The 15,275-nt window shown below is 67.3% G+C and carries 13 protein-coding genes; 2 read left to right on the forward strand and 11 right to left on the reverse strand.

Annotated features, from left to right (window positions below):
• Positions 1 to 454 precede the first annotated feature (454 nt).
• Positions 455 to 2,104 carry a gamma-glutamyltransferase gene (gene ggt / locus J2753_RS02635; protein WP_209490190.1) on the forward strand — a complete coding sequence of 550 codons (1,650 nt, stop codon included), beginning with the start codon at positions 455 to 457 and terminating at the stop codon, positions 2,102 to 2,104.
• 15 nt (positions 2,105 to 2,119) lie between these two features.
• Here the strand turns inward: ggt and J2753_RS02640 are convergent, their stop codons facing one another.
• The 7 genes from J2753_RS02640 to J2753_RS02670 form a co-directional block, all read right to left on the reverse strand.
• A complete protein-coding gene (locus tag J2753_RS02640) occupies positions 2,120 to 2,692 on the reverse strand; it encodes a DUF7529 family protein (protein WP_209490192.1) in 573 nt (190 codons plus the stop codon).
• A 45-nt stretch (positions 2,693 to 2,737) separates the two neighbouring features.
• On the reverse strand, positions 2,738 to 3,130 hold the full coding sequence (locus J2753_RS02645) for a DUF7555 family protein (protein ID WP_209490194.1): 393 nt from the start codon (positions 3,128 to 3,130) through the stop codon (positions 2,738 to 2,740).
• A complete protein-coding gene (locus J2753_RS02650; protein WP_209490197.1) occupies positions 3,127 to 4,443 on the reverse strand; it encodes an ABC transporter ATP-binding protein in 1,317 nt (438 codons plus the stop codon). Before J2753_RS02650 ends, J2753_RS02645 begins: the two co-directional genes overlap by 4 nt.
• Entirely contained in the window at positions 4,440 to 5,477 is a 1,038-nt protein-coding gene (locus tag J2753_RS02655) for an ABC transporter ATP-binding protein (RefSeq protein ID WP_209490199.1), read from the reverse strand. The genes J2753_RS02650 and J2753_RS02655 overlap by 4 nt, the downstream gene beginning before the upstream one ends.
• Complete coding sequence (locus tag J2753_RS02660; RefSeq protein WP_209490200.1) at positions 5,477 to 7,006, reverse strand: ABC transporter permease; 1,530 nt, start codon at positions 7,004 to 7,006, stop codon at positions 5,477 to 5,479. Before J2753_RS02660 ends, J2753_RS02655 begins: the two co-directional genes overlap by 1 nt.
• Positions 7,007 to 7,008: 2 nt before the next feature.
• On the reverse strand, positions 7,009 to 8,112 hold the full coding sequence (locus J2753_RS02665) for an ABC transporter permease (RefSeq protein WP_209490202.1): 1,104 nt from the start codon (positions 8,110 to 8,112) through the stop codon (positions 7,009 to 7,011).
• Positions 8,113 to 8,340: 228 nt separating this feature from the next.
• Positions 8,341 to 10,182, reverse strand: coding sequence for an ABC transporter substrate-binding protein (locus J2753_RS02670; protein WP_209490204.1), 1,842 nt, complete (start codon positions 10,180 to 10,182; stop codon positions 8,341 to 8,343).
• Positions 10,183 to 10,465: 283 nt separating this feature from the next.
• On the opposite strand from J2753_RS02670, the gene trmY reads away from it, so the two are divergent.
• Positions 10,466 to 11,062, forward strand: coding sequence for a tRNA (pseudouridine(54)-N(1))-methyltransferase TrmY (gene trmY, locus J2753_RS02675; protein ID WP_209490206.1), 597 nt, complete (start codon positions 10,466 to 10,468; stop codon positions 11,060 to 11,062).
• A gap of 6 nt (positions 11,063 to 11,068) precedes the next feature.
• Here trmY and J2753_RS02680 read toward each other — a convergent pair whose 3' ends face one another.
• The 4 genes from J2753_RS02680 to arcS all read right to left on the reverse strand — a co-directional run bounded on the left by J2753_RS02680 (position 11,069) and on the right by arcS (position 15,234).
• On the reverse strand, positions 11,069 to 11,905 hold the full coding sequence (locus J2753_RS02680; RefSeq protein WP_209490208.1) for an RAD55 family ATPase: 837 nt from the start codon (positions 11,903 to 11,905) through the stop codon (positions 11,069 to 11,071).
• Between the two features lie 41 nt (positions 11,906 to 11,946).
• Positions 11,947 to 12,912, reverse strand: coding sequence for a beta-ribofuranosylaminobenzene 5'-phosphate synthase family protein (locus J2753_RS02685; RefSeq protein WP_209490210.1), 966 nt, complete (start codon positions 12,910 to 12,912; stop codon positions 11,947 to 11,949).
• Positions 12,913 to 12,984: 72 nt separating this feature from the next.
• Positions 12,985 to 13,332, reverse strand: a complete 348-nt coding sequence (locus J2753_RS02690) for an SHOCT domain-containing protein (RefSeq protein WP_209490212.1) — start codon at positions 13,330 to 13,332, stop codon at positions 12,985 to 12,987.
• Positions 13,333 to 13,431: 99 nt separating this feature from the next.
• The gene (gene arcS / locus J2753_RS02695; protein WP_209490214.1) at positions 13,432 to 15,234 is read right to left on the reverse strand and encodes an archaeosine synthase subunit alpha; all 1,803 of its coding nucleotides are present in this window, start codon (positions 15,232 to 15,234) and stop codon (positions 13,432 to 13,434) included.
• Positions 15,235 to 15,275: the final 41 nt, after the last annotated feature.

The raw sequence follows: 15,275 nt of genomic DNA on the forward strand, positions 1-15,275 counted from the left end.
ACGAGAGCCTACGGCTCTCGTCAACGCGGGGGGAGGGTGCGTGGCCGACCGGAGGGAGGCCACTGAAGACCGAGCGGGGAGCGTCAGCGACCCGCGAGGGGTGGGGACTCGGCGCTGCGCCGTTAACGGGAGCAAATCTCCCGTTCGCCAGCCGGACGTAGTCCGGCGACGTTAACGGGAGCGAAGCTCCCGTTTGCCAGCAGGAAGGCGGCGCCTTCCTGCGACGTTGACGAGAATCTCCGATTCTCGTCTGCCAATCAGAAATCTCCGATTTCTGGTGACCGGGCCTCGTGCCCGGCGCCTCGCGGTCTATCAGGTGTCAACGATAGGGATGCTGTTGCTGTCGCAGTCGCCGAAGCGACCACACTACCCAAACACGCCGAATCCCATCCATCCCCGGCAGAGCCCGCCCGGTCCTGTCCCTTTTTTGTGTCGCCTCCCCCAACCGGGAGCCATGTCCGAACCGGACCTCGACCGATTCACTTCCCGCCGCTCGACCGTCTACGGCGCCGACGGCGTCGTCGCCACCAGCCAACCGCTCGCCTCGCAGGCGGGCATCTCCGTCCTGCAGGACGGCGGGAACGCCTTCGACGCCGCCGTCGCCACCGCGGCGGCGCTGAACGTCGTCGAACCCACCTCCACGGGACTGGGTGGCGACGTGTTCGCGCTGTACAAGACCGCCGACGGCGACGTGGGCGCGATGCGCTCCTGTGGCGGCGCGCCCGCCGAGGCGACGCTCGAAAACGTCCGCGAGCAGGTCGCCGAAGACGCCGACGAGGACATCGACCCCGAGGAGGCCGAGATGCCCCAGACCGGCGCACAGGCCGTCACTGTTCCCGGGACCGCCCGGGGCTGGGAGCTGACCGCCGAGGAGTTCGGCCGGAAGGACCTCGGCGAACTGCTCCAGCCGGCGATTCGCTACGCGACCGAGGGATACCCCGTCTCGGAGGTCGTCTCCGCGCAGTGGCAGCACGCCGAGGAGCTATTCGACGACGAGCACGCCCGCGAGGCGTTCCTCTTCGACGGCGAGGCGCCAAGCACGGGCCAGCAGGTCACGCTCCCGCGACTCGGCCAGTCGCTCCAGACCATCGCCGACGAGGGCGCCGACGCGCTCTACGAGGGCGAGATCGGCGAGCAGATCGCCGCGGAGGTCCAGTCGAAGGGTGGGTTCCTCACCACCGACGATCTGGCCGCGTTCGAGCCGGAACTGCTCGATCCGGTGTCGACGACGTACAACGGCGCCGAGGTGTACGAACTGCCGCCGAACAACCAGGGCCTGATCGCGCTGGAGGCGCTCAACGTCGCCGAGGAGATCGGTGCCGGCGAGTACGACCTCGACTCGCCCGAGCGCGTCCACTACTTCGCGGAGGCGATGAAGGTCGCCTTCGAGGACGGCCACCACTACATCACCGACCCCGAGTACGAGGAGCACCCGCCGCTGGCCTCCCAGGAGTGGGCCGAAGAGCGCGCCGAACTCATCGGCGACACCGCGAACCACGACGTGAGCTTCGGCGTCGAGGGGAGCAACGCCGAGGACGCCGACACGGTGCTGCTCTGTGTCGCCGACGGCGAGGGGAACGTCGTCTCGTTCATCAACTCCCGCTTCGCCGGCTTCGGCTCCGGCCTCGTCGCCGGCGACACGGGCATCGCGCTCCAGAACCGCGGCGCCTCCTTCTCGCTCGACGAGGACCACCCGAACCGCATCGAGCCGGGCAAGCGCCCGTTCCACACACTCGTCCCGGCCATCGCCGACTTCGCGGCCGACGACCCGGAAACCGAGGACTGGGCGGCCTTCGGCGTGATGGGCGGCTTCATGCAGCCACAGGGTCACCTGCAGGTCATCTCGAACATCGTCGACTACGACCTGCCGCTGCAGGCCGCACTGGACCTGCCGCGCTGGCGCTACCGGGAGGACGGCACGCTGGCCGTCGAGGAGCGGATGGACGACGACGACGAACTGCTGACGAAACTCACCCGGAAGGGCCACGACGTGCGCGTGCTCTACCCCGGGCTGTTCGGCGGCGCCCAGATCGTCCGGAATCAGGACGGCACGCTCTCGGGCGCGACCGAACCGCGGAAGGACGGGAACGCGCAGGGGTACTGAGTCGAAAAGGGGGAGTTAGGAGGCGTCGTCCGGACTCGTTCGCTCGCCGCCCTGGATCAGATACTCGCCGGGGTTGGGGAAGAACGCCGACGCGTCGTCGTGTTCGATGGAGCCGACGATGGTGCCGTCGAGCAGGCGGACGTGGCTGTACATCTTCTCGCGGTCGAGCGCCGCACGGACCAGATCGACGGCTTCGCGTCGACGGAACGCGCCGGCGATCAACAGCACGAACTCCGCGTCGTGGTCGAGACACTCCGTGACCAGGAAAACGGAGTCGGCCGCGGCGGCCTGATAGACGGCCGTCTCGTCGAAGTCGAGGCGCTCGCGGGCCTCGGTGAACTCCTCTGCCGTGTCGCCATCGACCAGATGCGTCAGTCCCCACTCGTCGCCGTCGCCGGCGTCCGGCGCGACGGGCGAGGTGTCCTGGGAGACCAGCACCATCGTCTCGTAGCCGGCCTCCTCGCGGTCGGCCGCCATCGCGCGGGTGTCCGCGATGGTCTCGTTCCACGCCTCGCGGATGCTGTCGGGCGACTCGGCGATACGCTCAACCTCGTCGGGCACGCCCGCCTCCGGATCGGGTTCGACCATATCTCCATCCCGGGCGCAGCGGAGATAAACGCCACGTGTTGGGGCTCAGGGACCGACGCCGAGGAAAACCTCCATCGCGAGCGAGACCGCCAGCGTCGCGACGCCCGTGAGAAACAGCTTCCAGTCGCGGCTCACGCGGTCCTCGTAGGGGAGCAGTCGCCCCCGGAGCGGGGGAACCTGCTGGAGCGCCACCTCGACGTCGGCGGGTTCGTCGCTCTGGACGGTCACACGCTGCTCGTCACGGCCGGGGCGGGGGGGCTGGATGGCGAAGCTCCCGAGCCCGAACAGCAGCAGGCCGACGACGAACAGCACGTACTTCAGCGTGGGCAGGCCGTCGCCGAACAGCAGCGACGGGACCGCAGAGAAGACGACGGTCAGCGCCGTCGCCCCGGCGACCCAGAGGGCGGCCTCCACGAGACGGAGGATACGTCGGCTCACCGCCTGATTGCGGACTCGACGTCGTCGTACTCCTCGCGGTGGCGGTGACAGTAGCTCTCCCGGCCGCGGTCGCCGACCTGGTGGTGGGCCGGACGCTCCCGATCACAGACGCTGCCGAACGCCTCGTGGAGGCGCTCGCGGGCGTCCTGTGGGTGGCCGGCTTTCACCTGCTCGACCGCGTACGTGAGGTGGTCGTCGACGACCGGCGGGCGCTCGACGCCGTCGAACAGGTCCTTGACGGCCTCGTCGATGTCGTCGTACTTCGAGAACAGGCCGGCGCGACGCTTCACGCGGTCGACCGTGCCCAGTTCGACGCGGGTCCGCTCCCGGACGATCTCGCGGAACCGCTCGATTGCGTCCCACGTCTCCTCGGAGACCTCCTCGAACCCCTCGGGACGGATCTTCGCCGGACAGCGCGTCGAGAACTGACAGCCCTGGGGCGGGTCGCGCGGACTCGGCGGCGTGCCGGGGAGCGTGGTTCGCTCGCTCTCGTCGGTCGGGTCGGGTCTGGGGATCGCCGACAGCAGCGACTTCGTGTAGGGGTTGACCGGGTCCTCGTACAGTTCCTCGGTCTCGCCGACCTCCATGATCTTCCCGAGGTACATCACCGCGACCCGGTCACAGATATGCCGGACGACGCTTAGGTCGTGGGCGATGAACAGGTACGTGAGATCGAACTCCTCCTGGAGGTCCTCGAGCAGCGTGATGATCTTCGCCTGGACGCTCACGTCCAGCGCCGAGACCGGTTCGTCGAGAACGACGAACTCCGGCTCCAGGGCGAGCGCGCGGGCGATACCGACCCGCTGGCGCTGGCCGCCGGAGAACTGGTGGGGGTAGCGGTAGTAGTGCTCCTCACGCAGGCCGACCCGCGAGAGCAGGTCCATCACCCGCTTGCGGCGCTCGCGTTCGGTCCCCTTATCGTGGGCGTCGAGCGGTTCGCGGACGATTTCGCCCACGGTCATCCGGTCGTTGAGGCTGGACTCGGGGTCCTGAAACACGATCTGGGCGTTGCGCCGCCACCGTTTCAGGTCCGATCCCTCGAGCGTCGTGATGTCGGTGCCGTCGAAGGAGACGGTTCCCGACGTCGCCTGTTCGAGTCTGAGGAGCGTCCGGCCCAGCGTACTCTTGCCAGATCCGGACTCGCCGACCAGACCGAACGTCTCGCCGCGTTTGATATCGAGGTCGACGCCGTCGACGGCTTTCACCGGCGGCGGCGAGAACATCCCGTCGTCGCCGTAGTACTTCTCGAGGTTCCGCACCTCGATGAGCGTCTCCTCGTCGGTGTCGTCGTGACGCTGTGTCGCCTGGCTCATTCGTGGTCACCTCCCGTCTCCGCCTGCGCTCGATGGTGTTCGACTCGCTCCGACCGCGACTTCTCCCCGGGGTAGAGCAGACAGGCCGCAGTGTGCTCCGGGCCGACCTCGACGTGTTGGGGGTGGGCCTGCTCACAGGCGTCGAACGCGTGCTCACACCGCGGCGCGAACCGGCAGTGCGACGCCGCCTCGTTCGCCGTCGGCACGTCCCCCTCGATGGTTCGAAGCTGTTCGCTCCCGTCCTGCCTGCCCGGAATCGCGTCGAGCAGCCCCTCGGTGTAGGGGTGGGTGGGACTCGCAAACAGCTCCTCGACCGGCGCGGTCTCGACGATCTCGCCGGCGTACATCACGTTGACGCGGTCGGCGATTTCGGCGATGACGCCCATGTCGTGAGTGATGAACAGGATCGAGAGACCTCGCTCCTCCTGGAGCTCCTGGAGCAGTTCGAGGATCTGGGCCTCGATGGTCACGTCGAGCGCTGTCGTCGGCTCGTCGCAGATGAGGAACTCCGGATCACACGCCAGCATCATCGCGATCATCGCGCGCTGGCGCATCCCGCCCGAGAACTCGTGTGGGTACTCGTCGAGTCGGCGGGGCGCGTCGGGGATGGCGACCGCTTCGAGCAGGTCGATCGCCTCCTCGCGGGCCTCCTCGCCGGTGAGGTCCTGGTTCTCCTCGAGCGCCTCGATGATCTGGTTGCCGACGGTGTAGACGGGGTTGAGCGACTTCTGGGGATCCTGGAACACCATCCCGATCCCGCTGCCCCGGATCTCGCGGTACTGCGCGTCGTCGAACTCGGTTAGCTCCTGGCCGTTGAACCGGATCGAGGAGCCAGGGAGGATCTCCCCGGGACTTTCGACCAGCCCCATGATCGAGCGGGCGGTGACGGATTTGCCCGACCCGGACTCGCCGACGATGCCGACGGTTTCGCCGCGGCCGACGTCGAAGCTGACGCCGTCGACGGCACGGATGGTCTCGCGGTCGGTGTGGAACACCGTCCGGAGGTTGCTGACCGAGAGCACTGGCTCGGACATCAGGCACCACCCCCTGCGGCCGCTTCGTCGTCGTCGCCACCGGCGCTCTCGGGGTCGATGGCGTCACGGATCCCGTCGCCGAGGGCGTTGAGCCCCGTGACGAGGACCACGATCATCGCCCCCGGGATGAACGAGATATGCCACGATGGGCCCGAGACGTAGCTCTGACCCAACGAGACCGCCCGGCCCCACGCGGGGGTCGGCGGCGTGATACCCAACCCGTTCCCGAGGAACGAGAGCGCTGCGAGACCGACGATGATACCGCCGGTCGACATCGAGGCGTACACGAGCAGATAGCCGGTGATATACGGGAACATGTGTTTTCGCATGATCGTCCGCGGCGGCTGACCGAAGCTCTCGGCGGCGTCGACCCACTCCTCCTGGGCGACTTGGAGTGCCGGGCCACGTACCGCGCGCCAGAGGAACGGCCAGCCAGTGAAGGCGAAGATGAGCGCCAACAGGAACCCGCCGTCCAACACCCCCGCGAGCCAGTGGTTGGCGAAGATGGCGCTAATCATGATCAGCAGCAACAGTCGCGGGACGGAGACGATACCGTCTGCGGTCGTCAGCAGCGTCAGGTCGATGTTGCCGCCGTAGAACGCCGACACCATCGCCAGCCCACCCGCGATGAGCGCGCTCAGACCGATTGCGAGCCCCGCGACGATGAGCGTGATGCGGGCCCCGCCCATCATGAAGGTGAACAGGTCCCGCCCGTTGGGGAGCGTGCCGAACGGGTGGAACCGGTTGAAGTTGTCGTAGGTCATCGGGCCGACGTTCTGGTCGCCCGCGCCCTTCGACTTCGAGTTGAAGTTGGCGTCGCCGGCGGCGACGGTTTCGACGGCGCCGGCGTCCGCGTTGAAGTACGTCACCTCGTGGCTGTACGGCGAGACGATGTTCTGTGAGACGGTGGTCGGGCCGAGCGCCGGGCCGAACAGCGCCATGATCAGGAACAGCGCGAGCACGAAGATCCCGAACTGGCCCCAGCGGTGATCACGGAGTCGGTCGATCATGTCGTCGGTCGGGGTCCAGTCGGCCTGGCGGTAGTGCGCCCGGAAGACGAGCCATCCACGGAACAGCCAGTAGAACGTAAACAGGGAGTAGCCGACGATGAGCAGCACCCGAACCGCCCACGCCAGCGCCGGCTCCAGTCCTAGGAACGTGTCGACCCAGGGCCCGTCCGCGCTCGCGAGATGCCCCTGATTGGGGATGGTCTCCCGGCTGAGCAGCGTCGGGAGCCCTTCGGCGGCGTCGCGGGCGGTCGTGACCGCGCCGGAGAGCGCCGACTGCACGTCGACGACCGCAGCGGAGGCACCCGTGAGGCCGACGAGGCCGAACAGCACGTCGAAGATAGCGGTGACGCCGACGACGGCCGCATCGAGTATCGACAGCAGGCCGCCGAGCAGCGAGCCGATCTGGACCAGCGCCAGCGCGGCCATCACCGCCGCCCACCGGAGCGCCGGTTCGGGGTCGGCTTCGAGCCGTGAGCGGAGCGTGCTGTCCTCGTCGAAGCGAGAGGTTGGTTCCTCCATCGTTACCTCCCCGCGTCCTCGAGGGTGATGCGCGGGTCAACCATGGTGTAGAGCAGGTCCTGTAGTATGTTCATCAGTACTTGGATGACCACGAAGATGAAGACGAGTCCCATCACGACGGGGATGTCCGGCCCGAGAACGGCTCTGAAAAAGAGGTTCCCGAGGCCGTTGATGCTGAACACCTTCTCGACGAGCACGCTCCCGCCGATCAGCAGGTAGAACTCCCCCATAATGACCGGGAGCAGCGGGACGACCGCGTTCCGACCGACGTGCTTGACGATGATGCGTCGACTGGAGAGCCCCTTGGCTTTGGCCGTCTCGACGTATTTCGAGTTGATACTCTCCAGGACGGCGGTCCGGCCGATTCGGATCTCGTTCCCCATCGACGCCGACCCGAGGACGAGCGCCGCCGGGAGGATCCACTTGAACGCGATAAGTACGTTCCCCACGTTCGGTATCGGAAGGAACAGTAGTTCGAGCACCGGAACACCCTGGAACAGGTCGACGACGGTGAACAGGTTCCCCACTTCGTCCGGGGTCCCGATCACGTCGGTTTTGAGACCGTAATCGCTCCCCAAACCGCGATACCATCCGAGCGCACCGCCCGCGGAGAGACTCCCCGCGAGCATCACCGCGAGCCAGAAGTTCGGCATCGCACGCCAGATGATGCCGCCGCCGGAGGCGAGGTAGTCGCTCCAGCTGTTGGCCTTGAGACCGGCGAAGAGACCGATCGGGATACCGAACAGCAGCGCGATGACGACCGACCACCAGCCCAGCCAGAGCGTTGCCGGCATGCGGTTGCCGATGACTTCGGTGACCGGGACGCCCCGCTGGATGATCCACGACTGACCGAACTGGAGGGTAAACAGGTCGTACATCACGGTGGCGTACTGCTCCCAGATCGGGACCTGTGTCCCGTTGGGACGGATGTAGCCGAGCGCGATGCGAAGCTGTCGGATGTCACTCGCCGTGGCGTCCCGACCCAGGATGGTCATCACGGGGTCGATGGGGCCACGGTACATGATGAGAAACGACATCGTGAGGCCAAAGAGGACGACCGGAACCCCCAGCGCGAGTCGTTTCGCGAGATACGTAAGCCGGTTCATCGACGACTCACCACCGTGTTCGGCCGAGAGGCTGTGTCGGGCGACGGCGAGTTCGTTCGACCGGCAGTGGAGGGGCAGGTCGTGATACTCAGGACGTCGGTATCGGTACTGTAACGACTCATATTGGAGATGGAATCCGTTTCATAACCGTTTCTAGTCGGCTGTTCGTGCTACGAAAAAGTCCACGACCGGTTTCAGCATATCGAAAGTCGGCTGCACGAGCGCAGCCTACTCGCCCTGCCAGTGGCTCTGGTACGCGTCGGCGCCACCCGGGTAGACCTGGGTCGGCGTGAGGTGGTACGCCGAAGCGCCACGCCCCTTGAAGACGCTCTCGACGAACTGGTCGCGGTTGATGACGTACGCCATCGCCTCACGAACCGGCTTGGGCACGTTCTCGAGGTTGAACGCGACGTAGTAGCTGTTGATCGTCGGCGTCTGGGCCATGTTGACCGTCTTGTCGTTCTGGAGCGGCCCGTAGGTCCCTCGGTCGATGCCGTCCTCGGTCCGATCGATGCTGACCTTGCTCGGGTCGTACTTCGAGGTCGGGATGGCTGCGAGGTCGGCGTTCTCGTTCAGGAAGTAGTTGTACTGCGCCGTGGTGTCGGTGATGATGGCGGCGTCGATGCCGTCGATGGCGGGCGCCTGACCGTGGTAGTCCGCGAACGCGTCCGCGGAGAACTCCCCACCGTTGCCCGACTCCCAGTTGGCGAACTCGAAGGGGCCCGAGCCGACGGGGTTCGAGGTGGAGAACTCCTCCCAGCTCATGTCGCCGTCGTAGCCCTCGATGTCGCCGACGATGCCTTCCGGAACGACGGAGAACGCCGAGTAGGCGAGCACCGACAGCGCGAACGGGAACGTGTCCTCGAGCGAGACCTTGAAGCTGTACTCGCCGGTCTTCTCGACGCCGGTCGACCCGGGGACGACGTTGCCGTCGTCGTCGGTCTCGCGGACGATGTTGAGCACCGAGTTCGGGAAGTAGGTGTTCGTGGAGTTCGGGGACTCGACGAGGCGGCGGAGCGAGTAGACCATGTCGTCGGCCGTGACCTCGCCGTAGTCGCCGTGGAACTGGATCCCCTGCTTGAGCGTGAACTCGTACTCGGTCAGGTCGTCGCTGATGGAGTAGTCCTCGACCAGCAGGTTCCGGACCTCGGTGGTCCCGTTGTGGTAGTTCATCGGCGCGTCGAACATGTTCATGATCTTCCGGCCCGACGCGGTGTTGCCCGAGGCGATCGGGTCGAGGGCACTGAACGTGGCCGAGATCTTGTCGAGACGGTCCTTCCCCTCGAGGCCGCCGACCGAGATGTTCTCCTTCGCCCGGGAGCCGCCCATCCCGCCGGGCGGGTTGTAGTCGAGGCGGTCGTACCAGAACGACTGCGAGACCTGGTGGTAGACCGGGATCAGCGCGGCCGACTCCCAGAGCCCCTCCTCCATCTTGGCGGTGGCGTCGTCACGGGTCGCCTGCGCCTCGTCGGACTGCTCGGGGTTGTTCTGGATCCGGTCGAACTGCTCGGTCATGAACTTCCGAACCGCGGGGCTACCCTTGGCGTCCTCGGACCAGAAGAGGCGTGCGCCGTTCGGCGTCGACCCCTCCGCGTCGTACACCGTGTTCTCGGGGTCGATGAGCTGGAGGAAGTTCTGGGGCGCGGGGTAGTCGGCGATCCAGCCGAGCGTGTACGCGTCCATATCGCCCTTCTCGGTTTTTTCGAGCAGCCCACCGAAGTCCGCCTCGGCGATGCTCATCTCGATGTGGGCGGACTCGAGCCGGGAACGGATGGTGTTAGCCATCTCCTTCCAGGCCGGGCTCGTGTACTGGAGCCAGTCGAGCTCGTACACGTTGTCCGGGCCGTAGCCAGCCTCCTCCATCACCTGCTTCGCGCTGGCGACGTCGGTCTCGCCCGGCGAGTACGGGTACGAGTCGTGCCCTTCGAACTCCTCTGTCTCGGTGGTCGAGGTGTCCGTCTCGGTATCGGTCCCCTCGCCACCCCCACATCCCGCAATGCTCGTGGTCAACGCGGCAGCACCGGTTGCTTTCAGGAAACGCCGCCGGTTATAGTCGCTATTTCGAGCCATTCCACATGATATCCTAATGGAAAATCATTAAATCCTTCGAAACAGCCTTAAAGACACGTAGCACGGCTCAGTTAAATCAGTTCGAGAAGGGAGTCGCATGTTCGTGTCAGTGTCTGTTGTTGAACTGGACGGGATCGATGATCGAGACGGCGTTCCATCGGTCCCGAACAGGGTCCCTACCCACCGAATCACGTAAGAGCGGAAGGTCGTGCTGAAACCACCCGACTGACGACGCGAGCCGACTTACCGAAACCTGTTCCCCGGTGGCGAAACTGGGGACGCTATGCGCCAGTTCCTCGTCGTCGGCCACGACGTGCCGACCGAGCCGTCCTTCTCGCTCGACGATATCGCCGGCGGCGCTGGCCGCCTCGACGTGCTGTGTCGCTGTGTCAACTCCGCCTTCTTCCTCTCGCACGACCTGCGCGAGGACGTGAAAGTCCACCTCGTGCTCGGCGACGAGTACACCGTCAGCTTCGACGGCGCGCACCTCCGCCGCCTGAACCCCGACGAGCGCTCGACAGCCGCGCTGATCCGTGGCGCGCTAGAGGAGAAACGCGAGGCCATCGGCCACCAGCCAGTCGAAACGAGCCCCGGCGTCTCGCTCTACCGGATGGGCTTTGCGGACACGTTCGAGCGCGTTTCTCGGGACGCGACGGTGGTCCAACTTCACGAGGACGGCGACCCGCTTCCGGACGCTGAGCCGCCGGCGGACCCACTGTTCGTGCTCTCGGATCACCACGACTTCGCCGGCGCCGAAGAAGCCCTGCTGGACGAGAAGGCCGATCGGCGGGTACGCGTCGGCCCGAAACTGCTCCACGCCGACCACACCATCACGGTGGCGCACAACTACCTCGACACCGAGGGGTTCGAGCGGTACTGACGCCCTTTAGCGGATCTTCCGCACGTCGCTCACGTCGAAGCCGCCCTCGTGGATCTCGGTTTCGAACTGGACGATGTTCTCGGCCTCTAGTTGTGAGAGCACGCCGCGGAACTGCCGGACGACCATGGAGCGGGCGCGCTGCGAGCCGCCGGACTCCCACGAGAACTCGAAGGTGCCCTCGGCGGCGTCCATCAGTTGGCCGAACTCCGTCCGGGTGAGCGTGTCGCGGTTGACGATCATGATGATCAGCCCGTCCCAGTTGTGGGAGGCTTTCGTCAGCCCGCGCAGCAGCGTCGTGATGTCGCTCCACTCCACGTCGTCGCCAACGGCGCCGACCAGATCGGAGATGGAGTCGATGATCACGAGGTTCCCCGCCGCGTTCTCGTTGAGGTAGTCCCCCAGCGCCCCGAGCACGTCGTCAGTGCCGGTATCCTTCCCGAGGTCCTCGATAGTCTGGGGCTCGCCCACGTACCACTCCCGCGGGATCGGCGAGAGTTGGAAGAACTCCGGCGAGAGGTCGCGGAACTGGATGCTGTCGGTCGCGGCGTCGACGATCTCCTCGTCCATGGTGTACCCCATCTCCCGGGCGATCTCGCCGCCGTCGGCAGTGAAAGAGAGGTAGTGGACCTCCGGGGGCACCACCGATCGCTCGTGGAGGTCGCCGTAGTAGAGGTCGAACAGCTCCGGGTCCGCCGCCGAGAGTGCGTTCATCACCGCCGCGGTGTGGGCGAACTCGCGCCCGCCCGCCCCGGACTCGCCGGCGGCCAGCAGCGTGCTCCCCGGCGGCGCCCCGCCCTGCAGGATCCTGTCGATGCGCGCGACGCCAAGCGGTAGCCGCTCCATGCTCCTTCGAGGGGCTGCCGACGGCATAAAGGGTTCCCGTGTCAGGGCTCGAACGACGCGCCGTGATTCCGGCCGCCGGCGACGAGCACCTCGCCGTCGACGCCCGCGGCCGCCAGCGCTTCCCGTCCGGCCTCCCGGGCCGCCTCAGCGTGGTCGGCGTCGGTAACACCGTACACCGTCGGTCCCCACGACGACTGGCCGGCGCCGTAGACGGCTGGCGCGCCCGAGAGCGAATCGACGATGGCGCCGACCGGCGGGCGATAGGTGCCGCCCTGCTGGTCGGCGTACCACGCGCCGTTGAGCCGACCGACCTCACTCACTGCGTCGCCGAACCGAGTTGCGTCGCCGGCGGCCACGGCGGGTAGTACCTGCCGGACGACGACACCGGCGATGCGGTCCGCGAGTTCGGGATCCGCTTCGGTTACGGCCTGCCGCATCGACGCGTCCTCGTCGGCGCCGCTCCGGCCCGACGGCACGTCCGGAACCACGAGGAGGAACCGCCAGTCCCGCGGGATCGGGTGGTGCGCGGCGACTTCGGGCACGTCCCACTCGCCGACCCGTGGTGCGTCGGCGGTGAACAGCGCGGCGGGGTGGCCGGCGTCCAGTACGAACCCGCCCTGCTCGAACGTGGCGACGCCGACGCCCGAGCGCCCGCCGCGGCCGAGTGCGGGAGCGCGCTCGCGGACGGCCGGCGCGCGGTCGTGGGCCTCGGCGACCGCCGCCAGCACCGAGAGCGCCAACTGCGTGCCGCTGCCGAGGCCGGCGTGTCGCGGGAGCGCGCTCTTGACCGTGAGGTCGGCGCCCGCGACGCCGAGCAGGTCACACGCCAGTTCCGCGTACTCGGCGGCCGCGTCGTCGTCGCAGCGTACCCCGTCGGCGGCCGTCGCCTCCACGGAAAGCGTCGGCTGGTCGAGTGCGACCCCGAGCGCGCCGTAGAGGCGGTCGTGGGCCAGCGAGAGGTTCCCGAAGCCGAAATGCAGGCGGCCGGCCGTCTCGATGCGTGCCATCGTTCGTGACTCTCGCCCCGGGCCCTTCGCCGTTTCGGCGGCCGGCTCACCGTTCCGGAAACTGCGGCGCCGTTACCGCTCCTTGAGGACGGTTCGCTCTCGGTCGCGATCCGACGGTTGCTCAGCTTCTTCGGTCTCCAGGAGCCGATCCAGCCGCCGTTCGAACTCCGACTCGCTGAGTTCGCCCTGCGCGTATCGCTGTCGCAGCGTCGATACCGGGTCGCCAGCCTCCTCCTCGGTGTCGGCGTCGCTGTCGTCGTAGTACGTGAGGATCGCCAGCGCCGGGGCAACGATGAGCCAGCCGGCGATAGCGATTACGGCGGGGAGGGCACCGAGCGAGAGGACGGCCGTGAGGGCGGAGAGCCCGAACGTCACGACGAGGACGAGCCCGATTCCGGGCCACGATTTGAGCGGGACCATACCCGAAAACGGGTCAGGATTCCTGAAAAAACTACCGTCGGCTCTTCGTCAGATCTCGTCGACGTCACCAGACTGCGTCTGGTTTGCTGACGAGAAGTGTTACGTCTCGTCGACGTGGCGCATCTCGACGGCGATGCCCCGCGTCGAGTCCTGCATCTCTTCGCCGAACATCGCCGCCCGGCCGACGCCGAACGCCTTCGGGCCGGAGACGATCACGTCGTCGCCGGTCCGGATCTCCTCGTCGGCGTCGACGATACCTGGGGCGAGCACGCTCCCCTTCGGGACGAACCCGTCGATTTCGACGGTTTTCGAGGGGGCGTCGCTCTCGGCCCACTTCCGGGCGCCCGCGGTCGTGAAGGAGAGCACGCCGTACTGGGGGACCATCGTCGCCAACTGCTCGCCGTCGGTGTCCCGGACCTGTAGCTTGGGGTAGCGACTGGTGGTCTGAATCTCGTCGCTGGGGAACAGCGCCTCGCCGGCGCCCTCGCCGATCTGATAGTCGGCCATCGCCCGGACGATGCGGTGTTCGCGGGTTCGCTTCTGGTAGGCCTCGACGCCCGAAAGCGCTTCAGAGAGTGCTGCGAGGGACTCGTCGGTCGTCGGGTGGTCCACGACAGTGTACTCGAACTCGGCATCGACCGCGGGTTCGACCGTCTCGCAGATCTGCGTGTAGCCGCCCGGCGGGACGTGGGCGACGACGCGGTCGTAGTCGTTGCGTTCGAGGTAGCGCCGCAGGACTTCGGCGACGAACTCCTGCTCGTCGGCGGTCCAGCGGCCGGTGACGACGGTGTCGTACTGCTGGGCCGGGTAGGTGAGTTCGAGTTCCTGGGGCACGACGCCGATGGGCGAGGTCATCGACGCCAGATGCCCGCGCCACTGGATCGCGTCGTGGAACTGCCGGTGGCTCTGGGACTCGCTGTAGGGCTTCTTCGCCGAACAGGGGACGAGCACCAGCGGGCCGTCGAACTCCGTCTCGTAGCGGTTGGTCACGCGCTCGGCGAAGCGCTGGATCTCCGGCCGGCGGATGCTGTCGCCGCTGGCGGCCGCGAGTTCGCTGTCCCGGACGACCGGCGCGCGCTCTTCGACGTACTGGTACTGCTGGTCGAACTCCCGGAACGCCGCGGTGAGCCACTGGTCGTGGCGGGCCTGCCCCTCGACGTAGTCACGCAGGCGCCCCTCGCGGATGCGCTCGCGCACGACCCGGAGTTCGGTCCGGAGCGCGTTGGCGTTGTGCTCGGCGCAGTCCCGGCGGTCGAACGCCTCGATCGGCTGCTGGCAGGCCGAACAGGAGCAGGGTAGCTCGCGGAGGTCCTCGAGGAAGCGCTCGCCCTCGCTGGTGAGGTAGAACCCTTCCGCCCCGCGGATCTTTGCCTTCTTCGCGTCGACGAGGTCGACGCCGGCGTAGACGAGCGTGGCGACGTTCCGCGGCGTCGCGACCCCCGAGAGGTAGAGCGCGGTGTCGGCGGGGATGGCCTCGTGGGTCCGGACGATGGCGTCTTTGAACGCCGACGCGTGGCCGACGAAACCGTTGGCGTCAGAGAGGAGGTAGGCGTCCGCACCGACATCGCGGGCCTCCTCGCTGGAGATGACTGCGGCGGTCGGGGCGTCGATCTCGGGATGCTCGACGCGGAACGACTCCCGAACCGGGTCGCGAGTGCCCGGCGGGAACGCGCGATGGGGGAGGATCGTGAGGCGGTCGTCGGCGCCCTCGGGGAGTTCGCGCTCACGGGCCCACAGGGAGCCGGCGTCCTCGATCACCTCGTTGCCGGACTGCGTCCGGCCGCCAGTGGAGCTCTGCTCCACGCTGTCGACGAGCGCCGGCGTCGAAACGGGGTCGTCGAGGCGGAGTTCGCCGAGGCGGGCGGCGCCGTCGCGCCCGTGAACCTCGAAGTACTCGGTCATGGCCGGAACTGGCGCCGGGAGGGCCTTAGCCCGTTCGTTGT

The sequence above is a fragment of the Halolamina salifodinae genome (assembly GCF_017874235.1).
Classification (GTDB): Archaea; Halobacteriota; Halobacteria; order Halobacteriales; family Haloferacaceae; genus Halolamina; species Halolamina salifodinae.